Source organism: Rhizobium sophoriradicis (assembly GCF_025200795.1).
Lineage (GTDB): Bacteria > Pseudomonadota > Alphaproteobacteria > Rhizobiales > Rhizobiaceae > Rhizobium > Rhizobium sophoriradicis.
The window spans coordinates 1,084,132-1,098,832 of the sequence record NZ_CP104152.1 but is presented as its reverse complement, the minus strand read 5'-3'; the positions used below and the strand labels follow the sequence as shown (position 1 = coordinate 1,098,832).

Here is a 14,701-nt window from a genome sequence, read left to right as displayed (position 1 = left end):
AGCCAAACCGGCTCTTCGCCGGCAGCCTCCGCGATATTTCAGCGGTTTTTGATATAAAAACGCCCGTCCGGGCCGCGTGTACGCCTGCTGCACTGCAACCGAATATTAATCCGGCGACTCCAGAATAATCTGCGGCATTGCCACCAGACGTTTGTAGAATCCATGTTTGTCTTTGAGGGTCCCATGGCCGATATTTTGAGGCACGTACGTCAATGGCGGGCGGTTTTTGCCGTGGCCGTTCTCCAAGACGCTTCCCATGAAAGCTGAAGCGCTCTTCTGGCGGCAATGCACAGAGGCTGTCATGGCCGACGGATCCATCGACGCGCAGCGTCTGATGGAGCTGGTGATCGCAACCTATCGCGGCCATGAAAGCGACTATGACGCAATCGAACAAGGCGCGGAAACGCTGCTGAAGGAAAACCAGTCTCTGAGAGGCAATCTTTCGGCCCTCAGCCAGGCGTTCGACGGACAGAAAAAACTCTTCGAGATCGTCCTCAACAACCTGCCGCTCGGCCTCAGCGTCTTCGACGCCGACCAGCGGCTGACACTCTACAATAGCCGCTTCCACCAGCTCTTCGGGCTGACGCCGGAGGATATCGCGGCGGGCGCAACGATTACCGAGCTTATTGGAAAAATGCGCGGCAGCGAGAGCGCCGTCTCACCCAGCGGCCGGCGAACCGGCCGACGTGCCTCCGCCAAGGCGGGGAGCAGCAGCATCCGCCGGCGCGAATGGCTGATGAATGACGGCCGCATTATTCAAAGCGTGGTGAAGATCCTCTCCGACGGCAGCAACATCGCCATCCATGCCGACGTGACGGAGGATCGAAAGGCAGCAGAGCGTATCGCCTATCTCGCCCATCACGACCTCCTGACGGATCTTCCCAATCGCATCTATTTCCGCGAGCAGGTCGATGCCACGCTTGCGGAACGCAAGCCGGACGAGCAGATTGCCCTCGTCCACCTCAATCTCGACCGCTTCAAATCGATCAATAATACGATCGGGGTGTCGGTTGGCGACAAGATCCTGCAGCAGGTCGCCGAGCGCATCCGAGCCTCGGCCGGCTCGGAAAATACTCTGGCGCGACTCGGCTCAGACGAATTCGCCATCCTGCAGGCGGGTAAGCAGCAGCCCTGGAATGTGACGGCCTTGGCCGACCGGATCCGCCGCGCGCTTTCCGAACCATTCCTGCACGGCGAAAAAAGGGTGGAGCTCAGCGTCTCCATGGGCATCGCAATCGCTCCCAGGGATGGCGAAGAAACGGATATCCTTTTGAAAAATGCCGGCGTGGCGCTGTTGCATGCCAAAGCCGACGGCCGCAAGGGCGAGCGCTTTTTCACCCGCGAGATGGATGCGCAGATGCAGTTGCGCCATGCTCTCGAGGCAGATCTTCGCGCCGCCGTCGAAAACGAAGAATTCGAGCTACACTACCAGCCGCTCTACGACCTTTCCAAGCGGCGGATCTGTGGTTTCGAAGCGCTGATCCGCTGGAACCACCCGATCCGCGGCCGCGTATCGCCGATGGATTTCATCCCGCTTGCCGAGGAGGTCGGGCTCGTCGTCGATATTGGCCGCTGGGTTTTGCGCCGGGCCTGCAGCGATGCGGCGCAATGGCCGGAAGGAATCAAGGTGGCGGTCAATGTTTCGGCGATCCAGTTCAGCAGCAGCGATCTGACGCAGGATGTCAGCGAAGCGCTTGCCGCCGCTGCGCTATCGCCGTCACGGTTCGAACTCGAAATCACCGAGAGCGTGCTGATGGAGAACCTTAGCGAGGTGCTGCCGATCCTGCACGCACTGAAGGAGCGCGGTATCCGCATCTCGATGGACGACTTCGGAACCGGATACTCCTCTCTGAGCTATCTCTCGAGCTTTCCCTTCGACAAGATCAAGATCGACAAATCCTTCGTCAATGACATCGTCGACAATAAGGAAGCGTATGCGATCATGCGCGCAATCATCCTGCTCGGCGATGCGCTCGGCATGCGCGTCACTGTCGAAGGCGTCGAGACGGCCGCCCAGCTGGCGCTGCTCGAATGCGAGGAATGCGACGAGATCCAGGGCTATCACATCAGTCCGCCGCGCCCCGCTCGAGACGTGCCGCACCTTCTCTCCATACCGCCGAAGAGCGACGGTGCGACGGACTTCTCCTGAGGACAGCGCTGAGCTCCTCATGATTGCGACTCGCATGGCAAGCCGCTACACCGGTTTTGTGTTCTGCAACTCTTCGTAGCCGGGCCACTTCCCGGAAACCGCATCCGCTTTCGGTGCTCTATGGACAAATTTCCCAATAACAGGTGGCGCAATGTTCAAGGCCGAAGCCTTCTCCCCTCATGAGACGCTCGCAGCGGCGCTGATTGCGCACGCAACCGAAGGCGACGACGGCTCACACGATCTCGCCCATATCCTGCGCGTCTTCAGAAACGCCATGCGCATCCATGCGGGCGAAGGCGGAGATGGACGCATCCTCGCTGCTGCGGTGCTGCTGCACGACTGCGTCGCGGTTGAGAAGAATTCGCCCTTGCGGGCCAAAGCATCGGCGCTGGCGGCGGAAAAGGCCTCAGTAATCCTGGCCGAACTCGGCTGGAGTGCAGCGGATATCGGCGCCGTCGGCCACGCCATCACCGCTCACAGTTTCTCCGCCGGGGTGACGCCTCGGACAATCGAGGCGAAGATCCTGCAGGATGCCGACCGGCTGGACGCGATCGGCATGGTCGGCGCCGCACGCTGCTTCTATATCGGCGGGCGAATGGGATCCGGGCTCTATGATCCGTTCGACCCGGCGGCAACGAACCGTCCCCTCGACGACAAGCGTTATGCCATTGACCATTTCCAGACGAAGCTGTTCAAACTGGCGGAAGGGTTCCAGACCGAGACCGGCCGCCGGCTGGCGGCCGCGCGTGACAAAAGTCTGCGTGATTTTCTCTCGGCATTCATGGACGAAATTTAGGAGCACGGCAGCATGCGTGTCAGCGACCTCTTCATCTACCCGCTCAAGAGCGCTCGGGCCATTGCGCTGCCCGCCGCCGATATTGACGCCTATGGGCTTCCCGGCGACCGGCGGGCGATGATCACCGACCCGCACGGCCACTTCATTACCCAGCGCGAACTGCCGGACCTCGCGCGGATCGAAATACGGCCGGAGGCCGGCGCCTTCCGGCTGCTGATGCAGGGCAAGCCCGAGATATCGGTGCCGCCACCCCGGCCTGAAATCCGCATGGATGTGAGCGTGTGGAAATCGACCGTCAGCGCTGCCGTCGCCGATGCAGAGAGCAATCGCCAGCTGTCCGAATGGCTCGGCCGCGAGGTGCGGCTGGTGTTTTTCGACGGACAGGCACAGCGGACGGCGAATGCCGAATGGGCCGGCGAAGGCACCCCCGTGAGCTTTACCGACGGCTATCAGATCCTGGTGACGACGACCGGTTCGCTGCGGGCGCTGAACGACGATCTCGCCGCCCATGGCGAGGGCAGCGTCGGCATGGAGCGCTTCCGACCGAACATCGTCATCGACACCGACGAGGCCTGGCCGGAGGATCGCTGGGCGGCGCTCGAAATCGCCGGCATCCGCTTCGATCTCGTCAAACCCTGCTCGCGCTGCATCATGACGACGCAGGACCAGCTGACCGGGTCACGCGAGGTGGCAAACCCGATGCCGGCTATGGGCCGCATCCGCATGTCGGCCGACCGCCGCGTGCCCGGCCCGTTGTTCGGCTGGAACGTCACCCCACGCGGCAGCGGCAGGATCACGATCGGCGATACGGTGAAAATCATCGAGGAGAGGCCGGAGGGCTGGGCCTTGAAGGTTCGTGCACGGGAGTAGGTCACATGCGGAAGATCTGACCGCGCTTTCTCCCGCATATCTCGCAGCACCCTCCCTCATTCCTGTGCTCGTCACAGGAATCCAGTGCGCCCAAGTCCTTGGGCGCGGGAGAGTCTTCTTCAAACTCGCATTGGGTCATTCACCGCGCAGAGGCGCGGTGGCTGGATTCCTGTGACGAGCACAGGAATGATGGAGCGTGGGGAAGTCCCCACCTCTCACGGATGCCCGAGCGCGGCGTCGATCTCCGCTATAACCCCGGCCGACAGCGGGCCCTTTTCCAGCGCGCCGGCATTTTCCTCCACCTGGGCGACGGTGCGGAAGCCCGGAATGGGGAAGGTGCGCGGCGACCTTGCCCACAGCCAGGCGAGCGCCCCCTGCGTCAGCGTGCGGCCGCCTGATTTGAGAAGGTCGCGGACGGCATCGAGCCTTGCGGCGAATTCCGGGGCCATGCGCCCGTCTTTAAAATAGACCATCCAGTCGAGCGCAGCGCCGCGGACATCCTTGGCGCCGACCGCCTTGTCGGCAGTGAACTTGCCGGTCAACAGCCCCATGGCCAGGGGACCGCGATTGATCGAGATCAGGCCTTTCTGCTCGACCACCGCGATCATCTCCGGCACCGGCTCGAAGACATTCATCGTGTGCTGGATCGAGACAAAGCCCTTGCGCCCGGCATGGCGGGCGGCGCGATCGGGAAAGTCGGTGCTCCAGCCGAAGGCATTGATCTTTCCTTCGGCGCGCAGCGCTTCCAGCGTATCGAAGACGGCATCCGATTGTTCCAGCGGAAAATCATTAAGGTGAAACTGCAGGAGATCCAGGCGGTCGCGCTTGAGACGGCGCAGCGATGTCTCGACGGAGCGGCGGATGAAAGCCTCATCGGCGAAGGCGCCGATTGCCTGCTTCGTATCGGGATCGGTGGCGAAACCGAATTTGGTGGCGACGATGATGTCGTCACGATTGCCGATTGCCCGGCCGAGCACCTCCTCCGAATGACCGGCGCCGTAGTTCGAGGCGGTGTCGAAGAAACGGATGCCGAGCTCGACGGCACGATGAATTGCTTCCACCGATTCGTCGTCATTGACCTCACCCCAGCCAAGCGGCGTGTCGCCGGCGAAGAAAGGGCCGCCGATCGCCCAGCATCCCATGCCGAGGCGCGGTATTTCGCGGCCGTTCCAAAGCGTGATCGTCGTCGGTGATGCGGTCTTGGTCAGCATGAGCTTCCTCCATAGTTGGCAGTCCTTCAAGACATAGGAAGGGCTCCCAGGCGGGTAAACCACCAAATCCGGAGGATGTTTTGCAGCAGTAAAAAATGAAGTCAGGCGGAGACGCCGTTCGGACCGGAAAGCGTCCGCAGGGCTGGATTGAGCGCCTTGAGGGCGGCCTGGACGAAGCCGTCACGCGCTGCCGAAGCCTCCATGCCGCGCGGTTCATAAACGTGGCGGTGCAGGAAGAACCCCGTCAGACGGAATGCGGCTGCAAGACTGTCGAAGTCGGCCGCGTGATTGCCGTCGACCCCGAGGAAGGGCGGCAGGAGCAGCATCTTGTCCGCCCACGGCGCACCGGCGCTGCGGCTGACGGCGCGGCCGGATTTCGGCGAGACATAGGCGAGATCGGAACGGGCGCCGGTCGCGGCGCATTCGGCAAGGTCGAGACCGAAGCCGAGATCGTTCAGCACCGCAAGTTCGAAACGCACGAAGAGTTCGCCGGCATCGGCTGGATTGTGCAGATGGTCGAGGATGACCTCCAGCGCATCGAAAAGGTGCGGATGCGGGTCGCGCTCCGGCAGCAGGCGCAGCAGCGCACCCATCGCCTGGACGCCATAGACGGCAGTCGCCGTTTCCATCAGGCGCGCGGCGCGCAGCGTCACCGGCTCGACGCGGAACTCACCGAGATGTTCGTCAAGCCGGGCACGCCAAATGACTTCCACCGCATTGCCCGGCTGCAGCACCGGCTGCATGGCGCGAGAGCGGCCGGAACGCACCAGGCCGAGATGGCGGCCGCGATCACGCGTCATCACTTCGACGATGACGCTCGTCTCACCGTGACGCTTGACGCCCAGAATGATCGCGTGGTCCTGCCACTGCATCGAAAAAAGTCCCTGCGGCTGCCGATTCCATCCTACCGTATAATTCCCGACATCGAAATCGAATTAAGGAATCATGCAGTAATTCAAAGCGTTACAGCGTGCTTTCGGCGTCCGGCAGGGTCAAGCCGCAGCCGGAAGAAGCCTCTGCAGGAATTCGCCCATCGCCTTCTCGTCGAAAGGCTTCACCAGAAGCGGTATATGCTGCAGGTCGGGCGGGAAATCGCGTGTATCGGAATAGCCGCTGACGAAGCCGAAGGGGATGCCGACATCGAGAAGGTGGCGGGCAAATCCGAAGCTCATGCCCTCGCCGAGATTAACGTCGAGCAGGGCGAAGTCATAGCTTTCCGCAGCAATCGCCGCCCTAGCCTGTTCCAGGCTGCCGACGATATCGATGCCGTCGACGCCGGACAGGCGCAGAATATCCTCCGCCTCCATGGCGATGATCAGACTGTCCTCAAGAACCAGAACACGGTTTGCGCTCATGATTCCATGCCCCTCGTCGGGCGCATGTCGCAGCGCCCCGGCCGTTTCGCCAACATCATTGCCCTCCGGTGCCCCGCATGGCACGCTATCGGTGAATTCCGCCACCATTTCTGAATAAACCATTTTTCTGTCCGGCCAATAAGAATCAAATCGGAGGAAAAGACGACGGCCGACCTTATTTTCCCGGATGCTAATGCGCATTTAAAAAAGACATAGATGGACAGGCTGTGCGTTTCCGCACGCAACAATGCTGCCATTTGTCGGATTGCCGTGACGCGCAAGCCCGATTTTCAAGTCACTCCTCGCGCGTCTGGTCCTTTGCCCATGTCCCTGTCGCAAAACCACCGCGCACCTTTGCGCAACATGCTTCAGATGAAGGGGCGCTTGCCCTCTCCAAGCCCTTCCCAGCCGGCGATCGCCATCAATTCCTCGCCGTTCAGCACCTCGCAGCCGCGCTCCTGCCAGCGGATCAATCTCCTTTCGCTAAGCTTCCTCAAGGTTTTGTTGGTGTGGACGATCGAAAGCCCGAGGGTGTCGGCGATGTGCTGCTGGGTGATGGGGATGAATTTGCGACCGTTGAAAAGATCGAGCTTCCTGCCGCGCTCAAACAGGAATGCGAGCAGATAGGCCGCTCTTTCCAGTGCTGTGCGGCGGCCGATGCTGAGGAGATGTTCATCCAATATCCGCTCCTCGCGCGCGGCGATCCAGGTGATGTCGAAGGCGAGCGAGGGGTGCTTGTTATAGAGCGTCATCAGCCTGTCGCGCTCGAAAACGCACAGGGAAACCGGCGAAAGCGCTTCGATGGAATGCTGCATCTCGCCGGCGATGGTTCCCTGCAGGCCGATCAGGTCGCCCGGCATGATGTAATTCAGGATCTGGCGGCGGCCGTCTTCCAGCATCTTGTAGCGGAAGCCCCAACCGGAAAGCACGGTGAAAAGATGGGCGCTGTGGGCGCCCTCGACAAGGATGGTGGAACCGGCATCGACGGCTAGCTCTCCGCGCTTGAAGCGGGAGACGAATTCCAGCTCGTCGCGGCTGAACTCCCTGAAGTTCGGCAGGGGCCGCAAGGGACACAGCTCGCAAGGGGTCTTGAAGGAATTGATGGGTCTCGACAATGCCATACCTGCCCTCGCGGCCGCGGAAGCCGGCCACCCCTCATCGACGCACCGGCGAGCAGGGAATGCGCAAAGCCATGGATTCGTTCCGCAACGAAGCGATTTTTTTCCAAGGAAACAAAGGGCTGGCTCCTGCCCGACGAAATCCTTGCCGCTGCTATTTCGGAAAATCGAGACCCATTTCACGGAACCGCTCGGGATCATCGCCCCAATTCTCGCGGACCTTGACGAACAGGAAGAGGTGAACCTGCTGTTCGAGAATCTCCGACAACTCCTTGCGGGAGGCCGTCGAGATCGCCTTGATGGTTTCGCCGCCCTTGCCGAGCGCGATCTTCTTCTGGCTGTCGCGCTCGACATAGATCACCTGCTCGATGCGCACCGAGCCGTCCTTGCGCTCTTCCCACTTCTCCGTTTCGACATGCGAGGAATAGGGAAGCTCCTGGTGCAGGCGCAGAAACAGCTTCTCACGGGTGATCTCGGCGGCGAGCTGACGCATCGGCAGATCGGAGATCTGGTCTTCCGGATAGTACCACGGCCCCTCCGGCAGCGTCGCGGCCAGATAGTCCATGACGTCGTCGCAGCCGGAACCGTTTTCGGCCGAGATCATGAAGGTGCGCTCGAAAGCGATCTTGTCGTTGGCGCTCGCGGCCAGCGCCAGCAGATCCTCGCGATTGACGCGGTCGATCTTGTTCAGCACCAGGATCTTCGGCTGCCGGACTTCCTTGAGGCCTTCGAGGATGGCTTCGGCATCGCCGCGCAGGCCGCGTTCGCTGTCGATCAACAGCATGATCAGATCGGCATCCTTGGCGCCGCCCCAGGCCGAGGTCACCATGGCGCGGTCGAGCCGGCGGCGCGGCTTGAAGATGCCCGGGGTATCCATGAAGACGATCTGGGCATTGTCGTGGATGGCAATGCCGCGCACGATCGCGCGCGTCGTCTGCACCTTGTGGCTGACGATCGAGACTTTGGCGCCGACGAGGCGATTGACCAGCGTCGATTTGCCGGCATTGGTCGGGCCGATCAGCGCGACGAAGCCCGAATGCGTCGGACCATGGGTTTCTGCAGCAGCTTCAGCCGCGATATCTTCTTCTTGTGTCATTGTCCCGTCAGTTTCCGGCAGGCGATTGCTGCCAAATGCCTTCGCGCTCGAGCATCTTGGTCGCCGCCACCTGTTCGGCGGCACGCTTCGACCGCTCTACGCCGGTTTCCGGCATTATGCCAGCAACTTCCACCGTCACCTTGAAGCGCGGATCATGATCCGGTCCGCTGCGTTCATCAACCCGGTAGATCGGCGTAACGCCAAACTTCGCGTGTGACCATTCCTGCAGCTCGGTCTTGGCGTCGCGCTTGGCGCCATCGGCCCTGACCGCCCTGCCCTGCCAATAACGCAGGATGAAGCGCCGCGCGACCTCGAGGCCTCCGTCGAGATAGATCGCCGCGATCAGACTTTCGACGACATCGGCGCGCACGTTCATCATGCGCTTGCCGGTCAGTTTCTTCACATCGGCGCCGGTGCGGATATAGAGGTGAAGGTTGAGTTCGTCGGCGACCGCAGCGCAGGTTTCGGCGCTGACGAGCTGGTTGAGACGAACCGAGAGCTCGCCTTCGCCCGCCGTGCCGAAGGTGCGGAACAAGAGTTCGGCAATGCAGAGCCCGAGGACCCTGTCGCCGAGGAACTCCAGCCGTTCGTAATTGCCGCCCTTTTCCGTCCGGGCGCTGGCATGGGTCAGCGCGCGATCCAGGCGTGCCTTTTCGACGAAGTCATAACCGATCAGGCTTTCAAGCTTTGCGCGGTCTGCCGCGGAAAGCGTCGGCGCCTTGCTCATTCAACAACCTTGAAAAGACGGTCCCAGCGCATGTTGGTCGGCCACTTCCAGATTTCGCGGAACGACGTGTCGTTGCCGAGCGAGAAGAAGATGACGCTGGCGCGGCCGACAAGATTTTCAGCCGGCACGAAGCCGACATCAAAGCGGCTGTCGAGCGAATTGTCGCGGTTGTCGCCCATCATGAAATAATGGCCTTCCGGCACGATGAATTCACGGGTGTTGTCACCGCGCGAGACCGGAGACTGGTCGAGCGTGTCGTAGGTCTTGCCGTTATCAAGCGTTTCGCGGAATACCGGCACGTCCTCACCCGGATCTAGCTTGTAATCCGAGGTGAAGGTGCCGTCCGCCACCTTCGGAACCGGCTTGCCGTTGACGTAGAGCACACCGTCGGTGACCTGGATACGGTCGCCGGGCAGGCCGATGCAGCGCTTGATGTAGTCGATATCGGGATTCGGCGGAAAACGGAAGACGACGATATCGCCGCGCTTCGGATCGGATCCGAACAGGCGTCCATTGGAGATATCCGGCGAGAAGGGCAGCGAATATTTCGAATAGCCGTAAGCGAACTTGTTGACGAAGATGTAGTCACCGACGAGCAGCGTCGGCATCATCGAACCGGACGGGATGGTAAAGGGCTGGAACAGCACCGTTCGAATCACCATCGCCAAAATCAGCGCCTGGATGATGACTTTGATATTTTCCCAGAGGGCGTTCGGCTTGGCTTCGACTTTATCGGACACGCAGTCTTATTCCTTTAAGACGCCGCGACGGCGCAATTCTTTATGTGCTTCTCTCTAGCGGCTTCGGCCGGTTGCGGCAATGGCGACAAGATCAAAAGCGACGAGAGGTCGCGATCAAGCGCCCCCGGGGTCACGATCAACATTCCCGAGATCACTATCAGAGGCTCTCGGGCAACGCCTCGATAATAACGAAGGCCTGCGCCAAGGGATAATCATCGGTTATTGTCAAATGAATGGCGGCCCTGTGACCGGCGGGCAGCATCGACTCGAGGATCACGGCGGCCCCACCGGACAGAACCATGGTCGGCTTGCCGCTCGGCAGGTTGACGACGCCCATGTCCTTCCAGAAGACACCCTGGGCAAGGCCGGTGCCGAGTGCCTTGGAACAGGCCTCCTTGGCGGCGAAACGCTTGGCATAGGATTCGGCACGATTTGCCCGGCGGTCGGAACGGGCGCGCTCGATCTCGGTGAAACAGCGATGGGTGAAGCGCTCACCGAAGCGCTCGATCGATTTTTCGACACGGCGAATGTCGATCAGATCGCTGCCAATGCCGATGATCATCCCAGATCCTTCCGTCGCTCAAGCATTCTGCACGGGTTTCATACGCTCGGCATGTCGCTGGCCGGCCCCGCCAGACGCAATCGCGCCCGCTCCGTCAGGCGCGTGCGGCGGCGCGTCTGAAACCCCTTCACGGTGTAGAACGTCAGCGCATAGAGCGCAACGGACGTCACGGCGGCCGGTGGAATGGCGCCGATCAACATCGGCTCCAGCACCGGCTTCCATAATTCGGAGAAGTTCAGCTTGTGAAACAGGGCGGCGAGATCCACCGCCTGCCCCGCCAGATGATCCTCGCGGCTCAACAGCAGATGGCCGATCTCCCAGGTGATGCCCCAGATGAAGGGATAGGTCAGCGGATTGCCGAAGGCGGCGCAGCCGAGGGCGGCGGCCACCATATTGCCGGAGAGGAAATAGCTGATGACGAAAGCCATGATGAAATGCACGCCGACGAACGGCGTCCACGAGACGAAGGCGCCCGCGGCGACGCCGGCTGCAACCGCATGCGGCGAAGCGCTCAGGCGCAGGATGCGCATTGTCAGATAACGGATCGGGCGAAGGAAACCTTTTCGGGGCCATAGAAGCTCCCGCATCTTTTCCTTGAAGCCAGCAGGCTTGCGACGGCGAAACAACATGGCGGCTATTTAGTGCAGCGCACAGCACCGTGACAAGAGCGGCAAATGATACCACCCGAAAAGCAACCGCTCAATTTTCTCTGCAGAGCAGCGCCTTCATGCCGAGGGGCGTTCGTAACGCAACGTCCCCCACTCATCCAAGTATAAATATGCTGTTAGCGGCTGCGGAACAGACCGCGGTCGACCTGGCGCTGACGAAACTCGAGATCGATACGATCGAACGAGCCGTTCAGATAGGCCATTTCACGTTCCTGTGTGGTCGGCGCGCGAAGTGCCCGAGCGATTTTCCTGATAGGATCAAACATTTCTTGTCTCATCTTCTGTTTACGTTTTCGATGACCAGAAGATAGTCCCGACAAAGGTTAATTACCACCACCGCAACATGGAGACAGCCATGCATTGAGCGCATACATTGCCACTTTGATGCGCGATTTCGACCTTGAAACGGTCATAAAATGTGCAATTCTTGGTCAGCTCCGCGACGGCTTGACAACAGCCTACTCGTAGAGCCGCCGGACCGTGGCGATGCAGTCGAGTTCCTTCATCTGGGCGAGCAGCTGGTTGAGCTGACGCAGATCCCAGACCTCGACCTCGAGCATCATTTCGGTGAAATCGGCGGCCACCCGTACGGTGTTCAGCAGGCGGATATTGACGTCAAGACCTGCAACCGTCTGGGCGACCTTGGCAAGCGTGCCGGGCTCGTTCAATCCATTCACCATGATGCGCGCCATGAAGCGAGACTTGTTGGCCTCGTCGAGGTCCCAGCGGACGTCGATCCACCGGTCGGGCTGATCATCGAAACGCTGCAGGCTTGGCGACTGGATCGGATAGATGGTGATCCCATTGCTCTGATCCATGATGCCGACGATGCGATCGCCGGGCACGGCGCCGGTGGAGGCGAACTTGACGTCGACATTGCCGGACAGACCGCGGATCGGGCCGATATCGACATCGGCGTCGAGTTCGGAATGGCCGCCCTCGGCTCCGGCCTTGGTCTTGCCGGGGATCTTGAAGATCATGCCGGCGGCACTGCGGACGTTGAACCAGCCGTCGTCGCCGGAAGGCTTGATGGTGACGCGCTCGTCCTGGTGGTCGGGATAGACGGCGCGCAGCACGTCGAGCGAGGACATCTCGCCGCGGCCGACGGCGGCGATCGCATCCTCGACATCCTTCTGGCCGAGACGGTGCAACGCCGGCTTCATCGCCTCGCGCGAGAAGATTTTGCCGGCTCTGTTGAAGGTGCGCTCGAGAATGCGGTGGCCGAGGCCGGCATATTGCTTGCGGATCGCCATGCGGGTGGCGCGGCGGATGGCGGCGCGCGCCTTGCCGGTGACGACGATTTCTTCCCAGGCGGCCGGCGGAACCTGCACGCCGGAGCGGATGATCTCGACCTCGTCGCCGTTTGCCAGCCGCGTCACCAGCGGCATGATGCGGCCGTTGATCTTGGCGCCGACCGTGGTGTCGCCGATATTGGTGTGCACCGCATAGGCGAAGTCGATCGGCGTGGCGCCGCGCGGCAGAGCAATCAGCTTCCCCTTCGGCGTGAAGCAGAAGACCTGATCCTGGAAAAGCTCGAGCTTGGTGTGCTCCAGAAATTCTTCCGGGCTGTCGCCCTCGGCGAGCGCCTCGATCGTGTGGCGCAGCCAGGAATAGGCGTTGGATTCGCGCGAAAGGATGTCGCCGTCGGCATTGCTGGCGCCGTCCTTATAGAGCGTATGGGCGGCGATGCCGAATTCGGCGATTTCGTGCATGCGCTTGGTGCGGATCTGCAGTTCGATACGCTGGCTGGAGGGACCGACGATTGTGGTGTGCAGCGAGCGGTAGTCGTTCTGCTTGGGCGTCGAGATATAGTCCTTGAAGCGGCCGGGCACGACGCGCCAGCGCGTGTGGACGATGCCGAGCGCACGATAACAGGAGGGAATATCCTCGACGATCAAACGAAAGCCGTAGACGTCTGATAGCTGCTCGAAGGACAGCGACTTCGACTGCATCTTGCGAAAGACGGAATAGGGCTTCTTCTGCCGGCCCTTGACATAGGCGGAGGTCAGGCCGCTGGCGACCAGCAGATCGCGCAATTCGGCCTCGATCTTCTTGACGATGCCCTCGTTGCGCTTGGAGAGCTCTTCCAGCCTTTTCGTGACGGTTTCGTAGGCCTCCGGGTTCATGTGCCGGAAGGAAAGCTCCTCCAGTTCCTCGCGCATGTCCTGCATGCCCATGCGGCCGGCGAGCGGCGCATAGATTTCCATCGTCTCCTCGGAGATGCGGGCCCGCTTGTCGGCCGACATGTGATCGAGGGTGCGCATATTGTGCAGACGATCGGCAAGCTTGACGAGCAGCACGCGTACATCGTCGGAAATGGCCAGCAGCAGCTTGCGCAGGTTTTCCGCCTGCTTGGCCTTCTTGGTGACGAGATCGAGCTTCTTGATCTTCGTCAGCCCCTCGACCAGGCGGCCGATATCCTCGCCGAAGAGTTCGTCGATCTCGGCGCGCGTCGCCGTCGTATCCTCGATCGTGTCGTGCAGAAGGGCGACTGCGATCGTCGATTCATCGAGATGCATATCGGTGAGGATGGCGGCGACCTCGAGCGGATGGGAAATATAGGGATCGCCGCTCGCGCGTTTTTGCTGGCCATGCTTCTGCATGGCGTAAACGTAGGCCTTGTTCAGTAGTGCTTCATTGGCATCGGCCTTGTATTGCTGAACCCGCTCCACGAGCTCGTACTGCCGCATCATTCCAAAGCCACTCCGACAAAAATAAAAGCGCGCCAATCAACGATTGGCGCACACGTGGGCAATAATATGCCTAAGCAATAAAGGCGCAAGATTGACGATTGGTAATCGCCGCTCTTTTCCGGATCAGATCCGGCCGACGCGCTTAATAATCGTCGCTCTTTTCCGGCGGCACCAGGCCTTCGATGCCGGCAAGCAGCTCTTCTTCCGACATCTGGTCGAAAGTGATCGTCTCCGGCAGGTCGTCCTGCTCCTCGCTGTCGGCTGCGGCAACACCGCCGGCGGCGATCATGCTGGCCGGATCGGGCTCGGGCTCGTCGACTTCGACATGCTTCTGCAGCGAATGGATCAGATCTTCCTTGAGATCGTCGGGCGAAAGGGTCTCGTCGGCGATTTCGCGCAGGGCGACGACAGGATTCTTGTCATTGTCGCGATCGATGGTGATCGAGGCACCCTGGGAAATCAGCCGGGCGCGGTGGCTGGCGAGCAGAACCAGCTCGAAGCGGTTCTCTACCTTGTCAATGCAATCTTCAACTGTGACACGGGCCATTGCCTGTCCTTTACGGTCGTCATTTCGGGATTAGCACGCCCGATACAATTAAAACCGGGCAAATACAAGTTTTTCGTTCCGGCTCCCTCGTCTTTATCCGAGGCTGAGCTAAATTTCCATGGAGAACGTCACAATTCTACCGAAGGTTGCTTGGAATATGACGAATCGT

Annotated in this window: 16 protein-coding genes; 3 read left to right on the top strand and 13 right to left on the bottom strand. The window is 60.8% G+C overall.

Features of this window, described 5'->3' with window-relative positions; translation table 11 throughout:
- Positions 1-105: 105 nt before the first annotated feature.
- Complete coding sequence (locus N2597_RS05445) at positions 106-303, bottom strand: hypothetical protein (protein ID WP_164519010.1); 198 nt, start codon at positions 301-303, stop codon at positions 106-108.
- Here N2597_RS05445 and N2597_RS05440 point away from each other — a divergent pair.
- From N2597_RS05440 to N2597_RS05430, 3 genes are all read left to right on the top strand, one after another.
- Entirely contained in the window at positions 257-2,149 is a 1,893-nt protein-coding gene (locus N2597_RS05440) for a putative bifunctional diguanylate cyclase/phosphodiesterase (protein ID WP_183596936.1), read from the top strand. The genes N2597_RS05445 and N2597_RS05440 overlap by 47 nt on opposite strands.
- 151 nt (positions 2,150-2,300) lie before the next feature.
- Positions 2,301-2,945, top strand: coding sequence for an HD domain-containing protein (locus tag N2597_RS05435; protein WP_009994856.1), 645 nt, complete (start codon positions 2,301-2,303; stop codon positions 2,943-2,945).
- Positions 2,946-2,957: 12 nt separating this feature from the next.
- Positions 2,958-3,815, top strand: a complete 858-nt coding sequence (locus tag N2597_RS05430) for an MOSC domain-containing protein (protein ID WP_096762202.1) — start codon at positions 2,958-2,960, stop codon at positions 3,813-3,815.
- A 215-nt stretch (positions 3,816-4,030) separates the two neighbouring features.
- On the opposite strand, the gene N2597_RS05425 is transcribed toward N2597_RS05430, so the two are convergent.
- The 12 genes from N2597_RS05425 to rpoZ form a co-directional block, all read right to left on the bottom strand.
- A complete protein-coding gene (locus N2597_RS05425; protein ID WP_096762203.1) occupies positions 4,031-5,026 on the bottom strand; it encodes an aldo/keto reductase in 996 nt (331 codons plus the stop codon).
- A 101-nt stretch (positions 5,027-5,127) separates the two neighbouring features.
- Complete coding sequence (gene recO / locus N2597_RS05420) at positions 5,128-5,898, bottom strand: DNA repair protein RecO (protein WP_009993637.1); 771 nt, start codon at positions 5,896-5,898, stop codon at positions 5,128-5,130.
- A gap of 120 nt (positions 5,899-6,018) precedes the next feature.
- Positions 6,019-6,504, bottom strand: coding sequence for a response regulator (locus N2597_RS05415; RefSeq protein WP_010049222.1), 486 nt, complete (start codon positions 6,502-6,504; stop codon positions 6,019-6,021).
- 245 nt (positions 6,505-6,749) lie between these two features.
- Complete coding sequence (locus N2597_RS05410; protein WP_009995498.1) at positions 6,750-7,502, bottom strand: Crp/Fnr family transcriptional regulator; 753 nt, start codon at positions 7,500-7,502, stop codon at positions 6,750-6,752.
- 151 nt (positions 7,503-7,653) lie between these two features.
- Entirely contained in the window at positions 7,654-8,595 is a 942-nt protein-coding gene (gene era, locus N2597_RS05405) for a GTPase Era (protein WP_009995497.1), read from the bottom strand.
- Positions 8,596-8,602: 7 nt separating this feature from the next.
- Positions 8,603-9,322 (bottom strand): ribonuclease III, encoded by a 720-nt coding sequence (gene rnc / locus N2597_RS05400; RefSeq protein WP_077993146.1) that lies wholly within the window; start codon positions 9,320-9,322, stop codon positions 8,603-8,605.
- Positions 9,319-10,062, bottom strand: coding sequence for a signal peptidase I (gene lepB, locus N2597_RS05395; protein WP_038687925.1), 744 nt, complete (start codon positions 10,060-10,062; stop codon positions 9,319-9,321). The genes rnc and lepB overlap by 4 nt, the downstream gene beginning before the upstream one ends.
- Before the next feature lie 157 nt (positions 10,063-10,219).
- Positions 10,220-10,624, bottom strand: coding sequence for a holo-ACP synthase (acpS, locus tag N2597_RS05390; RefSeq protein ID WP_004675052.1), 405 nt, complete (start codon positions 10,622-10,624; stop codon positions 10,220-10,222).
- 38 nt (positions 10,625-10,662) lie between these two features.
- The gene (locus N2597_RS05385) at positions 10,663-11,253 is read right to left on the bottom strand and encodes a DUF2062 domain-containing protein (protein ID WP_077993144.1); all 591 of its coding nucleotides are present in this window, start codon (positions 11,251-11,253) and stop codon (positions 10,663-10,665) included.
- 155 nt (positions 11,254-11,408) lie between these two features.
- Positions 11,409-11,558 carry a DUF3563 family protein gene (locus N2597_RS05380; RefSeq protein ID WP_004675049.1) on the bottom strand — a complete coding sequence of 50 codons (150 nt, stop codon included), beginning with the start codon at positions 11,556-11,558 and terminating at the stop codon, positions 11,409-11,411.
- A gap of 192 nt (positions 11,559-11,750) precedes the next feature.
- The gene (locus N2597_RS05375; protein ID WP_038687917.1) at positions 11,751-13,985 is read right to left on the bottom strand and encodes a RelA/SpoT family protein; all 2,235 of its coding nucleotides are present in this window, start codon (positions 13,983-13,985) and stop codon (positions 11,751-11,753) included.
- Positions 13,986-14,127: 142 nt separating this feature from the next.
- On the bottom strand, positions 14,128-14,532 hold the full coding sequence (rpoZ, locus tag N2597_RS05370) for a DNA-directed RNA polymerase subunit omega (RefSeq protein WP_003574261.1): 405 nt from the start codon (positions 14,530-14,532) through the stop codon (positions 14,128-14,130).
- Between the last annotated feature and the right edge of the window lie 169 nt (positions 14,533-14,701).

Bases quoted from the DNA above. Each gene is read 5' to 3' on its own strand.
- N2597_RS05440 (WP_183596936.1), top strand. From the start codon at position 257: ATGAAAGCTGAAGCGCTCTTCTGGCGGCAATGCACAGAGGCTGTCATG.
- rnc (WP_077993146.1), bottom strand. From the start codon at position 9,322: ATGAGCAAGGCGCCGACGCTTTCCGCGGCAGACCGCGCAAAGCTTGAA.
- recO (WP_009993637.1), bottom strand. From the start codon at position 5,898: ATGCAGTGGCAGGACCACGCGATCATTCTGGGCGTCAAGCGTCACGGT.
- rpoZ (WP_003574261.1), bottom strand. From the start codon at position 14,532: ATGGCCCGTGTCACAGTTGAAGATTGCATTGACAAGGTAGAGAACCGC.
- N2597_RS05385 (WP_077993144.1), bottom strand. From the start codon at position 11,253: ATGTTGTTTCGCCGTCGCAAGCCTGCTGGCTTCAAGGAAAAGATGCGG.
- N2597_RS05430 (WP_096762202.1), top strand. From the start codon at position 2,958: ATGCGTGTCAGCGACCTCTTCATCTACCCGCTCAAGAGCGCTCGGGCC.
- era (WP_009995497.1), bottom strand. From the start codon at position 8,595: ATGACACAAGAAGAAGATATCGCGGCTGAAGCTGCTGCAGAAACCCAT.
- N2597_RS05410 (WP_009995498.1), bottom strand. From the start codon at position 7,502: ATGGCATTGTCGAGACCCATCAATTCCTTCAAGACCCCTTGCGAGCTG.
- N2597_RS05375 (WP_038687917.1), bottom strand. From the start codon at position 13,985: ATGATGCGGCAGTACGAGCTCGTGGAGCGGGTTCAGCAATACAAGGCC.
- acpS (WP_004675052.1), bottom strand. From the start codon at position 10,624: ATGATCATCGGCATTGGCAGCGATCTGATCGACATTCGCCGTGTCGAA.
- N2597_RS05415 (WP_010049222.1), bottom strand. From the start codon at position 6,504: ATGGTTTATTCAGAAATGGTGGCGGAATTCACCGATAGCGTGCCATGC.
- N2597_RS05380 (WP_004675049.1), bottom strand. From the start codon at position 11,558: ATGTTTGATCCTATCAGGAAAATCGCTCGGGCACTTCGCGCGCCGACC.
- N2597_RS05445 (WP_164519010.1), bottom strand. From the start codon at position 303: ATGACAGCCTCTGTGCATTGCCGCCAGAAGAGCGCTTCAGCTTTCATG.
- N2597_RS05425 (WP_096762203.1), bottom strand. From the start codon at position 5,026: ATGCTGACCAAGACCGCATCACCGACGACGATCACGCTTTGGAACGGC.
- N2597_RS05435 (WP_009994856.1), top strand. From the start codon at position 2,301: ATGTTCAAGGCCGAAGCCTTCTCCCCTCATGAGACGCTCGCAGCGGCG.